Origin of the sequence: Shewanella sp. Isolate8 (assembly GCF_022398495.1) — a bacterium.
In the GTDB taxonomy this organism is placed as follows: Bacteria; Pseudomonadota; Gammaproteobacteria; order Enterobacterales; family Shewanellaceae; genus Shewanella; species Shewanella aquimarina.
This window is the reverse complement of record NZ_JAKEVI010000002.1, coordinates 659,379-671,629: the sequence shown is the minus strand read 5'-3', so window position 1 is coordinate 671,629 and position 12,251 is coordinate 659,379. Positions and strand designations below refer to the sequence as shown.

The window sequence follows — 12,251 nt, the reverse complement described above, 5'->3', positions numbered from 1 at the left end:
ATGGAACATTATATTAGTCTATTAATCCGTTCTGTTTTCATTGAAAACATGGCGTTATCCTTCTTCCTTGGTATGTGTACCTTCTTGGCTGTGTCTAAGAAAGTCACCACGGCCATGGGCTTAGGTGTTGCCGTAATCGTGGTATTGGCAATTTCAGTACCTGTTAACCAAATCATCTATCAGGGTATTTTGGCACCGGGCGCCTTGGCCTGGGCTGGCGTACCCGATGCAGACCTGAGCTTCCTTAAGTTCATCACCTTTATCGGTGTGATCGCGGCGCTGGTTCAAATCCTTGAGATGGCATTGGATAAGTATTTCCCACCGCTATACAACGCGCTGGGGATCTTCCTACCGCTGATCACAGTAAACTGTGCGATTTTCGGTGCGGTTTCTTTCATGGTTGAGCGTGACTACAACCTGGGTGAAAGTTTAGTGTTTGGCATAGGTTCAGGTATCGGTTGGGCACTTGCAATTGTGCTGCTAGCTGGTATCCGTGAGAAGTTAAAATATGCTGATGTCCCTAATGGTCTGCGTGGTCTAGGTATTACCTTCGTGACTGCGGGTTTGATGGCGCTAGGTTTCATGTCGTTCTCAGGTGTGTCTCTGTAATAGAGACACCTTAACGGCTTCTGATTTTGAACCTTTAAGGATAAGTTAATGGGTATTATTGAATCTACTCCAATCGATGTATACCTCGGTGTGAGTATGTTTACAGCCATCGTACTGGTCTTGGTATTGGTGATTCTGTTCGCCAAATCAAAACTGGTTCCGAGTGGCGATATTACTATCGGCATCAACGAAGATGCAGATAAAGCAATTAAAACACCTGCGGGCGGCAAACTACTGGGCGCATTGGCTGATAACGGTATCTTCGTATCGTCGGCTTGTGGTGGCGGTGGTTCTTGTGGCCAGTGTAAGGTGATCGTTAAGTCTGGCGGCGGTGATATTCTGCCAACAGAACTCGACCATATCTCAAAGGGCGATGCCCGTAACGGTTGTCGTCTGTCTTGTCAGGTCAACGTTAAGTCAGATATGGAGATCGAACTGGAAGAAGAGATCTTCGGTATCAAGAAGTGGGAATGTGAAGTTATCTCTAACGATAACAAGGCAACCTTCATTAAAGAGCTTAAGCTGGCTATCCCTGATGGCGAGTCTGTGCCTTTCCGTGCCGGTGGTTACATTCAGATCGAGGCGCCTGCGCACCATGTTAAGTACGCCGATTTCGACGTACCGGAAGAATACCGTGGTGACTGGGAGCACTTTGGCTTCTTCAAGCTAGAGTCTAAGGTTGACGAAGAGACAATCCGTGCGTACTCAATGGCGAACTATCCTGAAGAGGAAGGTATCATCATGCTGAACGTACGTATCGCGACGCCGCCTCCACGTAACCTGTCACTGCCATGCGGTAAGATGTCATCATACATCTGGAGCCTGAAGGCGGGTGACAAGGTGACTATCTCTGGCCCATTCGGTGAATTCTTCGCGAAAGACACCGATGCCGAGATGGTATTCATCGGTGGTGGTGCAGGTATGGCACCAATGCGTTCACACATCTTCGACCAGCTCAAGCGTCTTAAGTCTAAGCGTAAGATGAGCTTCTGGTACGGTGCGCGTTCTAAGCGTGAGATGTTCTACGTTGAAGATTTCGATGGCCTGGCGGCCGAGAATGATAACTTCGTATGGCACGTGGCCCTGTCTGACCCACAACCCGAAGATAACTGGGATGGTTACACAGGCTTCATCCATAACGTACTGTATGAAAACTACCTACGTGACCACGAAGCGCCAGAAGATTGTGAGTTCTACATGTGTGGACCTCCAATGATGAACGCGGCGGTTATCGGTATGCTTAAAGATCTTGGCGTTGAAGATGAAAACATCCTGCTGGATGACTTCGGCGGCTAAGCAATCATTCTTGTGATATTATTGCCGTGATTATCGTGCTCCCTAAGGCGCCCAAAGGCCCTTAGGGAGTGTGTTACCGGGTTATCATTAAGGACAATGGTCAATATGTATAAGACCTTTATCAAGGGGTTAGTCCTGGCGGGACTAGCCTTTTTTATTTCGGCCTGTAGCCAACCTGTCAAGATGATTACTATGTCTGGGCAGACCATGGGCACCACCTACCACATCAAATTTGTCGGCGACAAGCAGATGCCCAACGAGCAGCTGCTGCAGGCGGAGATCGACCTGGCGCTGGAGCAGGTGAACGATCAGATGTCTACCTACCGTAAAGACTCTGAGCTGTCGCGCTTCAATCAGATGACACTCGAATCTAGCTTGGCGGTATCCCCCGATACGGCCAAGGTGGTGCAGGCGGGCATCGACCTCTATCGTAAGACAGACGGCGCGCTGGACATCACCCTGGGCCCGCTAGTGAACCTCTGGGGCTTCGGACCCGATAAGCGCCCGACTCGCGTGCCCAGCGCCGAGCTGATTGCCGCGACCAAGGCTAAGACGGGTATCGAGTATCTTAAGGTCGATGGCCTCAAGCTGAGCAAGACTAACCCGGCGCTTTACGTTGACCTTTCCTCCATCGCCAAGGGCTTTGGGGTCGACAAGGTGGCCAGCCTGCTGAGCAAGTATCACCCCAAAGGCTATCTGGTGGAGATAGGCGGCGAGATCAGCCTCTATGGCGTCAAGGCCGATGATAGTCCCTGGGTGATCGCCGTCGAGCAGCCAGATGAAGATGAGCGCGTAGTGCAGCAGGTGATTGAGCCTGGCAATATGGCCATGGCAACCTCGGGCGACTATCGCAACTATTACGAGGAAGAGGGGCAGCGCTTTACCCATATTATCGATCCCCGTAATGGCTATCCTATCGACCATAAGCTTGCCTCTGTTACCGTGCTGGCCAAGGAGAGCATGATTGCCGACGGTTATGCCACCGCCATGATGGTGCTGGGCACAGAGGCCTCGCTGGCACTGGCCGAGCGTGAGCATCTGGCCGTCATGTTGATCGAGAAGCAAGCGCAAGGCTTCAAGGTCTACTATAGCGATGCCTTTAAGCCCTACGTGGGTTTGTGATAGAATAGGCGCCACTGGTGCGCAGGTCCGTTCAAACATGGTGGCCGGGCGCATTCTAAAATGTTAGTTGAATAGCTAGTCAAATAGTTGGACACATAAGCGCAGCAGTGACTTATGTGTATCTGGAGTCAGTGATGAGCACTTTTTTAGCGGCTTTTGTGGTATTGCTACTGTTTTTCGTTCTTATGTCTATCGGCTACTTGGTGAAGCAGAAGGCTGTCGCCGGCAGCTGTGGTGGTCTGGGTGCCCTCGGTATCGAGAAGGCCTGTGACTGTGATGACCCATGCGATAAGCGTAAGGCGAAGATGGCCGAAGAAGAGGCCCGTCGCGAGAAGCTGGCCAAAGATCGCATCATCTAGCGAACGCCAGTGAGCGTCTGAACTAAAGGTCCCATTCGGGGCCTTTTTTGTTACCCCGTTTTTCTGCTCATGCCTACCTCAAGCCCCACCTTTTTCGGCTATCGTCCTTAACACTCTGGATTCATTATCTTTAATCGCCTTGCTAATCAAAGCGCGAATGAGAATGATTTTCTTTGGTAACTGATTGAAACTTAATGTTTATTTGTAATTGGGTGAAAATTGCTCTAGGCTTAAATATTGATTTAGATCAAATCTTACTAAGGAGATCAAATGAAGGGTCATCCGAACGTCATTCGTCAGTTAAACAAGATACTGACCTTCGAATTGACGGCCATTAACCAGTACTTCTTGCACGCACGCATGTACAAAAATTGGGGTCTGGAAGAGCTCAATGAGAAGTGCTACAAGAAGTCGATCAAAGATATGAAGCATGCCGACAAGTTGATCGAGCGGGTGCTGTTTCTCGAGGGGCTCCCTAACCTGCAACAACTTGAGAAGTTGCGTATAGGCGAGAATCCAGAGGAGATGTTGCAGTGTGACAAGACCATGCTCGAAGAGCAGCTGGTCGAGCTGCGCAGTGTGATCGCCCTGTGTGAGACGGAGCGGGATTATGTGAGCCGTGAGATCCTCGAAAACCTGCTCGAAGATGAGGAGGAGTATCTGGACTGGATAGAGGCCCAGCAAGATCTGATTAAGATGACAGGCATTCAGAATTACCTGCAGTCGCAGATAGAGTCGGAATAGGGAGAGAAAAATGAAAGGCAATCAGGAAGTGATCGACACCCTCAACAAGCTGCTTACCGGTGAGTTGTCGGCGATGGATCAATATTTCGTCCACGGCTTGATGTATGAAGACTGGGGCCTTGACGAGCTGCACGAGCGTATCTCTCATGAGTCTGACGACGAACGTGAACACGCCAAGAAGCTGGTTCAGCGCATCTTGTTCCTCGAGGGTAAGCCGGATGTCGCCAGTCGCGAGGCGCTGAACATAGGTAAAGATCCCCAGGAGATGTTGCAGAACGACCTCAACTACGAGTATCAGGTGGCGGCTAACCTGCGTGAAGCCATCGCCCTGTGCGAGAAAAAGCAAGATTACGTCTCCCGTGAACTGCTAGAGGTCTTGCTGGAAGAGACAGAGTCTGATCACATGTACTGGCTAGAGAAGCAGCTGGGCCTCATCGACAAGATAGGTCTGCAGAACTACCTCCAGTCTAAAATGTAAAAGACTGAGTCGATGGAAGACATTAGCCATTCGGCGCCACGAAACAGAGATAAAGCCACCTTAGGGTGGCTTTTTGCTGTCTGTCATTCAATGCTTTATTGCCTGCTATTCGAGCTTAGGTTATCAACCGCTCGGGAAGTGATTGAATACTGTTTAAATGTACAGTATTCTTGGCGATGGAGGTATTGAGGTGAAAAAGATTATTCATGTAGACATGGACTGCTTCTTTGCGGCGGTCGAGATGCGTGATTTTCCCGAGCTTAGGGGCAAGCCCATCGCCGTGGGTGGACGTAGCGATCGCCGCGGCGTCATCAGCACCTGTAACTATGAGGCGCGCAAGTATGGTGTGCGCTCGGCCATGGCCTCCGCCTATGCACTCAAGCTCTGCCCGGATCTCATCCTGGTGCCCGGACGCATGTCTGTCTACAAGGAGGTGTCGGCGCAGATCCGTGAGGTGTTTGCCCGCTACACAGAATTAATCGAGCCGCTCTCCCTGGATGAAGCCTATCTGGATGTCAGTGACTGCACCCAACACCAGGGCTCGGCCACATTAATTGCCGAGGCGATTCGTCGGGAGATCTTCGAGGCTACCGGACTCACCGCCTCCGCCGGTATCGCCCCGGTGAAGTTTCTGGCCAAGATCGCCTCGGATCTCAACAAGCCTAATGGCCAGTATGTGATCACCCCACAGATGATCCCCGAATTTGTGAAGACCCTGCCGCTGATTAAGATACCCGGCGTCGGCAAGGTGACGGCCGCTAAGCTCGAAGCCATGGGGCTCAACACCTGCGCCGACGTGCAGGCCTGCAGCCGTCAGAGTCTGGCGGATCGCTTCGGCAAGTTTGGTGGCGTGCTTTACGACAGGGCGCAGGGGATAGACCCCCGCGGCATTTCCCCCCACAGGGAGCGCAAATCGGTTGGGGTAGAGACCACGCTCGCCAAAGATATCTATACCTATGAGCAGTGCCAGGCGGTGATGCCCCAGCTTATCCAGGAGCTGTCCGGGCGTATCAGTCGCAGCGCCAAGTCGCGCCGCATTCATAAGCAGGTGGTTAAGCTCAAGTTCGATGACTTCAAACAGACCACCATAGAGCAGCGTAGCGACGAGGTATCGGTGAAGCTGTTTTACGACCTGCTCAGCCAGGCACTGGAGCGCCGCGCCGGTCGTGGTATTCGCCTGCTGGGGGTCTCAGTCGGTCTCGAGAGTGAGCTTACTCATGCCGGGCTGGATGAGGCCGAGCATGGGGCGCAGATGGATCTCGGGTTTTAGCGTTAACTCTATTAACCTTTTTGGCTTGTAGCTTGTAGCTTGTAGCTTGTAGCTTGTAGCTTGTAGCTTGTAGCTTGTAGCTTGTAGCTTGTAGCTTGTAGCTTGTAGCTTGTAGCTTGTAGCTTGTAGCTTGTAGCTTGTTGCTTGTTGCTTGTAGCTTGGACGGTTATTGCGACTGGTTAGATATTTGAAGGTTCTATCTTCATGGCAACCTATCGCCTGCCCGGCGCGGGATGTGCAAGCACGCTTTTGACTCGCGGTGAATATGTCCGTATACGCTCCACGGCGACGTCCTGTCGCCGAGGGTCAAAAGCCTGCTTACACCTGTATCTTCTATTTCTTCGATTTGACCTATTTTGCAATTCTTTGGGTTGGCATGGATTGATTTTGGGGCTTGGGTCTTCTGAGGGGGGATTTTACGAAACTTGGGGGTGGGCAAACTATACTGAGGGTTACCTCCATTCCTGATGAAAAGGATTGCTCTATGAAGAAGGTAGCTATCATTCAAGAGGCGCCTTGTGTTTTGGATAAGCAAGGCACAATCGCTAAGGCGGTGGCTCTGATAGACTCGGCATCGGCTCAGGGAGCAGAGTTGATTGTTTTTCCCGAAGCCTTCATTCCCGGCTACCCGGCGTGGATCTGGCGGCTCAGGCCGGGCGGCGACTGGGGGATCTGTGAAGAGTTACATGCCAGGTTACTGCAAAATGCCGTCGACCTATCGTCGGATGATCTTGAGCCCCTGCAAGCGGCGGCTAAACGAAACGCCGTCACCCTCGTCTGTGGCATTAACGAGAGAGACAATGCCAACAGCCGTGCCACCCTCTACAACTCCCTCGTCACCATAGACCCCCAAGGTCAGATTGTTAATCATCACCGTAAACTCATGCCGACCAATCCCGAGCGCATGGTCTGGGGGATGGGGGACGGTCATGGATTGAAAGTGGTCGATACCCCTGTGGGCAGAATCGGCAGCCTAATCTGTTGGGAGAACTATATGCCCCTTGCCAGGTACGCGCTCTACTCCCAAGGCGTAGAGATCTATATCGCGCCGACCTACGACAGCGGCGCGGCATGGATAGGCTCGATGCAGCACATCGCCAGAGAGGGTAAGTGCTGGGTGATATCCTGTGGCGTCGCCCTAGAGCGGCAAGATCTCCCGGATGATTTTCCCGATATCGACCGGCTCTATCCTGCTGATGATGCCTGGATCAATCCTGGGGACTCTACACTGATTTCGCCAAGCGGCGAGATAGTCTCCGGGCCGCTGTCGAAGGAGAAAGGCAGCTTGATAGTGGAGATCGATGCGCAGCAGGCGGTGACCGCCAAACGCGCCCTGGATGTGGCCGGGCACTATTCTCGCCCGGATGTGTTTGAGCTGCATGTCGATAAGACCCGGCGCGCCCCGACGGCTTTTAAGGAAACTGACTAGTATTTTTTTCTGAATCTATTGAGATTGGCGAGCAGGTTTGAAAGCCGTAACTTTATTGATATTTATCATCTGCGGTGGGCGTATCTAGACTCGGCATCAAATGTCTCTTCGATTTGGCATTGTCTATTGCCGGCGTGGTGCCTTTGAATGAATAAGTCGTAAGGCTGAATTTTTCGATATCTGGGGTTGAACTGGGCGATGCGCGGATTTTTTGAGTGCTTTCTTCGTTACTTGTGAGATATAACTCTGATAACTAATTGCCATTATTGAATAAATTGGTTTTTAGGCGGCTGGGTGTCGCCTCTTTGATGTTCACGCTAGCTTGCGGCTACATAGATATAGCTAATTCACAGTAAGGCGTGATTCAATTCAGAGCTAAGAGATTAAGGGTACAGGGATTATGTATAAAGTTGGCATCGTGTTGTTTGATGACTTTACCGATGTAGATTTCTTTCTGATGAATGACTTGCTGGGAAGAACCTCTGATAGCTGGACGGTCAGGATACTCGGCACTAAACCCGAACATCATTCGCAGCTAGGGATGACAGTGAAGACTGACGGCCATGTGTCTGAGGTAAAGGATCAAGATGTCGTTCTCATCACCAGTGGTTACCGCGGTATTCCCGCTGCGCTTCAAGATAATGATTTTATGTCTGCCTTAAAACTCGACCCGAGCAGGCAGTTGATTGGCTCTATATGTGCGGGTTCCTTTGTGCTTCATGAGCTGGGGTTACTGAAGGGGAAGAAGCTAACGACAAACCCTGATGCTAAGGTGGCTTTAGTGGGCATGGGCGGTGATGTTCAGGATCTACCCCTGGTGATAGAGGGGAACATAGCAACTGCTGGTGGTTGTCTTTCTATCCTCTATCTAGTGGGCTGGTTAGCCGAGCGTCTGTTCGATGCGGCGAAACGCAAACAGATCCAGAATCAGTTGATCCCCGCAGGGCAAATGGAGATATTCGAAACGCTTATATCCGAGACTATCCAAGCGGCCGAAGCCGCCTATGAGCATCGCTTAGCGTGTGGGAGTGATGCCGAGTCTTTGGTGGTATAGGGAGTAAGGCTCTCTAAGGTGTTATCTTGCAAGCGTAAGGTTCAGAAGTAAATAAATGGAGTTATATGAATTTTCTGAAGCAAATGGTTATGAAACCACTGGAAGGCTATCTAGATCTAACCGCTTGGTTAATCTTTGCATGGCTGTACTTTCAAATCGTACTTTCTGCAACCGCAATTTTTTGTATGTTGAGTGTATTTGGATTTTATCTTTTTGACTTCGAAACGGCCTTAAATATCTGCTACGGCACAGCTGGTGTCGGCGCTATTGCGGGTGTTGTTTGGGCCGAGAGAGTTCGTAAGACACTCGGAATTATTACTTTTCATGCTTACCTTCTTTCAACTCCCGAAATTGAAGGTTGGCGTGATAAGCATGGAAATGTCATTCGTAAATGGAACAAATAGGGGAGTCATTAGGGGGGCATAAGTTCGTATAATGCTATATGAATCAGCCATCTATATAAGTAAGGTGTGTTATATCAAAGGAGTTGTTTAGTGCTTCCAACTTATGAAGTTGACCATTTTGTTTTAGATAACGCAGAAGAGTTAAATCAGCAGTACCCTGATTCTTTTTGGATTCCTGACCAGCTAAAGAGGGAATCGCTTGAGGTAGGTGCGTTAGTTAAGCTGATTTTTAGCATGGAAGAAACCGAAGGTTCTGAGATTACTTCTGTCGAGCGAATGTGGGTTGAAGTTGTTCAGGTCGAAAACGATTATTATGTTGGGAAAATTGATAACGATCCTTACGGTAGTACTTGTGTAAAGTGTGGCACTATTTTTAGTTTCAAACCTTGCCATGTAATCGACATTTATGAAGAGGACTCGTAAAAGGTAATAAAAAGTATGGAGATGGAAATGGAGTATCCGGTGAAAGGGGCGTGTCAGTGTGGCGGTGTGACTTATGAGCTACATTCGGCGCCGCTGATGGTGGTGGCCTGTCATTGCAAGGAGTGCCAGAAGCTCTCCACCAGTGCCTTTAGTATCACGGCCGTGGTGAATGCCGATAGCATAGAGTTTCAGGGAGAGATGGCCGAGTGGAGCCGCGTGGCCGATAGCGGCAATGTTAATGGCGCCAAGTTTTGTCCCACCTGTGGTAACCGCATTTATCATTTCGACCCAAAAGATCCCTGCAAGATTAAGCTCAAGCCGTCGAATCTGTCTGATACCAGCCTGATCGCGCCTACCGCCCATGTCTGGGTCAGCGAGAAGCAAAGCTGGATTACCATCCCCGAAGGCGTTGCCGTTTATGATAAGCAGCCCTAATTGGTTAGGGGGAGGGCATTTGCATGCTAGTGCCGCTTTTTAGATGCCAGATTAGGCATTCTTTAATTGTCGGTTGGAGCCTTTACCGCATTGGCTCCTTGAAAGATATCTGGGCGTTCTGCCTTCTTGGCAATTTAGCGCCTGCCCGGCAGGTGCTGTACATGGATGTACCAATGTCGTGATCACAGGGTCAGTGATGCTCCCGACATCAGGCCGATATTTCCCATATCCCTATGGGTCAGATGTGGAGGAACGACGTATGTGCAAGTACATTCTGTGACACGCTGTACGTCTTCAGACCTGCATGGATGCTGGAGAGGCGATTGAAGGTCGTACCTTCGCTGTAGTTAATAGCCTGCGGCTAGCTTTTGTGCAGATACATCTGCTACACGCCGACTCTTTATTTCAAAGAGAGTCGTCCGTGGAGGCTCGACGATGGCATCTGACCTACATGAATGTTGGGAATGCCAAAAAATGTTAGGAACATTTTTGGCCCTGCCATCGACGTCCGCAGATGCATCTACACTCGGTATCTATCGTCTCTTCGATTTGGCGGTATTTGGTCCGAGTAGCGTATCTAAAGGCTGGGTTTGCCCCAAAGTGTGTTGGCGGCGAAGAGTTTGAAAGCCTTGAAGATTTGCTTTTTGATGTTTGAGCTAATGAGGGCGAAGCCAGAGCTCGCTGGTCTTGTTCTTGATGTATTGAAGTATATTATTTTTTTGTGATGAGAGACTACATGATGGATATGTAGAGAGTTGTATGCTTGCACATGAACGTTTGCATTAGAAGAGGTTATTATGGATAACGCTAGACCAAGACTAAGAAAGCTATCGATAAAGAACTTTAGGTGTATTGGTAGCACGCCTGTTGAAATCGAACTTGACGAAATTGTTGTTCTTGTTGGGCCAAATAACGTTGGTAAAAGCTCGATTCTTAGAGCGTATGAAGTAGCCATGGAAGAAGCCTCTAAAACCGGTCAATTAACAATACACGACTTCCCAAATGAATCTATCGACCCAGAAAACCTCCCAGAGATCATCATTGAGACCGTTATTTTTGATGAAGGTCAGCCAGGCAAACAATGGGTTATGACTGATGAAGAAACGAAAGAAAAGTACGTAAAAGAAAAATGGACTTGGGAAGCACCCGGCAAACCATTACGAGTAGGTTGGGATGTCAAAGCTAACAACTGGCACCAGTCTAAGCGCCCTTGGGGAGCTCCGAATGTAGCTCAAGCATACAGATCTGAACCTCATAGAGTAGATGCATTTTCCGACCCCGAAACTCAGTCTAAAGAAATTGTCAAACTGCTACAGAGTGCTTTGACAGAAAGGGTTAAAGCACTTTCTGAGGAAGAACTTCCTGATGGAGAACTAACACCATATAAGAAGCTTCTGCTTAACGTTATGGAGCTACAAAAGCTTGTTGTTAAAGATACTGAGCAAGAAATTGAAGCTGTTCAAGCTGAAATGAAAAAGATGGTCAGTGAAGTATTTCCAGGCTATGAGGTCAAATTTGATGCAAGACCTGAAGATGAAGTTGAGAAATGTATCAACCTATTTAAAAACGATCCTGAGCTTCGTATGGGGCATGTCGATGGTCATCAAACTTCCATAGAGAAACAAGGGAGTGGTGCTAGAAGAACGTTATTGTGGTCTGCTTTAAGAATAATCTCTGAACAAAGGCGTGCGAAAGCAGGAAAAGGGCCTGAAAGACCTCACCTTCTTTTACTTGATGAGCCCGAACTATGCCTACACCCAAACGCTATTCGTGAAGCTTGTAAAGTTCTTTATGACTTACCAAAAAGTGGAAACTGGCAAGTCATGGTGACGACTCATGCCCCTGCGTTTATTGACCTATCTAGAGACAATACCTCAATAGTCAGAGTAGAAAGAGCTGGTGATGGAAAAATCAAAGGCACTACGATTTTCAGACCGCAGAGAGCCAAACTTGATCCGGATGACAAAGCAAGACTGAAGCTTCTAAATACTTTTGATCCTCATGTCGCTGAGTTCTTCTTTGGTGGTAAGACCGTACTTGTAGAGGGAGATACAGAGTACACAGCGTTTAAACACGTTATAGCGAAGCATTCTGATACCTTTAAAGATACGCATATCGTTCGTGCAAGAGGGAAAGCAACACTAGCTTCTCTTGCTAAGATATTGAACCAATTTGGGGCCCCATATGCATTGCTTCATGATTCGGATAGACCTTTCTGTAAAGCTAAAGAAGGTAAAGAGCCAAAAGCAAACCCAGCATGGGGAACTAACAATAATTTGTTAGAAGTGGTTGAGCAAGCACCGGACACTGCAAAAATTCGACTTGTAGCTTCAGTACCGAATCTGGAAGAAGCTTATTTTGGCCAGGAAGTTACATCAGAAAAGCCATACTCTGCACTACAGATAATAAGTGATGAAGATGGTCAAGAGTTCGCTAACCTTAAGCAGTTACTGGAAGCTCTAACGGACTTCACCAAGCCACTTCCAGAGAACGCTGTCGAGTGGAGTGAGATTGCAGATCTAGAAAACGCTCTCATGTAACGGAGTAGCCACTAACTGTAAGCCACTACAGTCAAGAACTGGTGCGATGGATAAATGGGGTCAGAGTAAACTTATTTACCATGCCATA

The 12,251-nt window shown here is 49.0% G+C and carries 13 protein-coding genes; all 13 read left to right on the top strand.

The genetic code is table 11. The features are described 5' to 3' along the window. The 13 genes from nqrE to L1D43_RS12055 all read left to right on the top strand — a co-directional run bounded on the left by nqrE (position 1) and on the right by L1D43_RS12055 (position 12,163). Positions 1–609, top strand: coding sequence for an NADH:ubiquinone reductase (Na(+)-transporting) subunit E (nqrE, locus tag L1D43_RS12115; protein WP_011866674.1), 609 nt, complete (start codon positions 1–3; stop codon positions 607–609). 48 nt (positions 610–657) lie between these two features. Further along, positions 658–1,905 (top strand): NADH:ubiquinone reductase (Na(+)-transporting) subunit F, encoded by a 1,248-nt coding sequence (nqrF, locus tag L1D43_RS12110; RefSeq protein WP_220081535.1) that lies wholly within the window; start codon positions 658–660, stop codon positions 1,903–1,905. Positions 1,906–2,010: 105 nt separating this feature from the next. Next, the gene (locus L1D43_RS12105) at positions 2,011–3,027 is read left to right on the top strand and encodes an FAD:protein FMN transferase (RefSeq protein ID WP_239851882.1); all 1,017 of its coding nucleotides are present in this window, start codon (positions 2,011–2,013) and stop codon (positions 3,025–3,027) included. 134 nt (positions 3,028–3,161) lie between these two features. Further along, positions 3,162–3,386 (top strand): (Na+)-NQR maturation NqrM, encoded by a 225-nt coding sequence (nqrM, locus tag L1D43_RS12100; RefSeq protein WP_011866671.1) that lies wholly within the window; start codon positions 3,162–3,164, stop codon positions 3,384–3,386. Positions 3,387–3,656: 270 nt separating this feature from the next. Next, positions 3,657–4,130 carry a bacterioferritin gene (bfr, locus tag L1D43_RS12095; protein WP_239851881.1) on the top strand — a complete coding sequence of 158 codons (474 nt, stop codon included), beginning with the start codon at positions 3,657–3,659 and terminating at the stop codon, positions 4,128–4,130. A 10-nt stretch (positions 4,131–4,140) separates the two neighbouring features. Next, entirely contained in the window at positions 4,141–4,608 is a 468-nt protein-coding gene (bfr, locus tag L1D43_RS12090) for a bacterioferritin (protein WP_239851880.1), read from the top strand. A gap of 190 nt (positions 4,609–4,798) precedes the next feature. Then, positions 4,799–5,878: a DNA polymerase IV gene (dinB, locus tag L1D43_RS12085; RefSeq protein WP_239851879.1), complete on the top strand. Its 1,080-nt coding sequence runs from the start codon at positions 4,799–4,801 to the stop codon at positions 5,876–5,878. Between the two features lie 484 nt (positions 5,879–6,362). Further along, positions 6,363–7,307: a carbon-nitrogen hydrolase family protein gene (locus tag L1D43_RS12080; RefSeq protein ID WP_239851878.1), complete on the top strand. Its 945-nt coding sequence runs from the start codon at positions 6,363–6,365 to the stop codon at positions 7,305–7,307. Between the two features lie 400 nt (positions 7,308–7,707). Beyond that, positions 7,708–8,361, top strand: coding sequence for a DJ-1/PfpI family protein (locus tag L1D43_RS12075; RefSeq protein ID WP_239851877.1), 654 nt, complete (start codon positions 7,708–7,710; stop codon positions 8,359–8,361). A gap of 65 nt (positions 8,362–8,426) precedes the next feature. Next, positions 8,427–8,765: a hypothetical protein gene (locus L1D43_RS12070; protein WP_239851876.1), complete on the top strand. Its 339-nt coding sequence runs from the start codon at positions 8,427–8,429 to the stop codon at positions 8,763–8,765. A 90-nt stretch (positions 8,766–8,855) separates the two neighbouring features. Continuing rightward, positions 8,856–9,188: a DUF2314 domain-containing protein gene (locus tag L1D43_RS19930; RefSeq protein WP_239851875.1), complete on the top strand. Its 333-nt coding sequence runs from the start codon at positions 8,856–8,858 to the stop codon at positions 9,186–9,188. A gap of 15 nt (positions 9,189–9,203) precedes the next feature. Beyond that, the gene (locus tag L1D43_RS12060) at positions 9,204–9,623 is read left to right on the top strand and encodes a GFA family protein (RefSeq protein ID WP_239851872.1); all 420 of its coding nucleotides are present in this window, start codon (positions 9,204–9,206) and stop codon (positions 9,621–9,623) included. A 797-nt stretch (positions 9,624–10,420) separates the two neighbouring features. Further along, a complete protein-coding gene (locus tag L1D43_RS12055; protein ID WP_239851871.1) occupies positions 10,421–12,163 on the top strand; it encodes an AAA family ATPase in 1,743 nt (580 codons plus the stop codon). The last annotated feature ends 88 nt before the right edge of the window (positions 12,164–12,251 follow it).

Excerpts from the sequence above, each read along its gene's own strand:
- nqrE (WP_011866674.1), top strand. The coding sequence starts at position 1 with ATGGAACATTATATTAGTCTATTAATCCGTTCTGTTTTCATTGAAAAC.
- nqrF (WP_220081535.1), top strand. The coding sequence starts at position 658 with ATGGGTATTATTGAATCTACTCCAATCGATGTATACCTCGGTGTGAGT.
- L1D43_RS12105 (WP_239851882.1), top strand. The coding sequence starts at position 2,011 with ATGTATAAGACCTTTATCAAGGGGTTAGTCCTGGCGGGACTAGCCTTT.
- nqrM (WP_011866671.1), top strand. The coding sequence starts at position 3,162 with ATGAGCACTTTTTTAGCGGCTTTTGTGGTATTGCTACTGTTTTTCGTT.
- bfr (WP_239851881.1), top strand. The coding sequence starts at position 3,657 with ATGAAGGGTCATCCGAACGTCATTCGTCAGTTAAACAAGATACTGACC.
- bfr (WP_239851880.1), top strand. The coding sequence starts at position 4,141 with ATGAAAGGCAATCAGGAAGTGATCGACACCCTCAACAAGCTGCTTACC.
- L1D43_RS12080 (WP_239851878.1), top strand. The coding sequence starts at position 6,363 with ATGAAGAAGGTAGCTATCATTCAAGAGGCGCCTTGTGTTTTGGATAAG.
- L1D43_RS12075 (WP_239851877.1), top strand. The coding sequence starts at position 7,708 with ATGTATAAAGTTGGCATCGTGTTGTTTGATGACTTTACCGATGTAGAT.
- L1D43_RS12070 (WP_239851876.1), top strand. The coding sequence starts at position 8,427 with ATGAATTTTCTGAAGCAAATGGTTATGAAACCACTGGAAGGCTATCTA.
- L1D43_RS12060 (WP_239851872.1), top strand. The coding sequence starts at position 9,204 with ATGGAGATGGAAATGGAGTATCCGGTGAAAGGGGCGTGTCAGTGTGGC.
- L1D43_RS12055 (WP_239851871.1), top strand. The coding sequence starts at position 10,421 with ATGGATAACGCTAGACCAAGACTAAGAAAGCTATCGATAAAGAACTTT.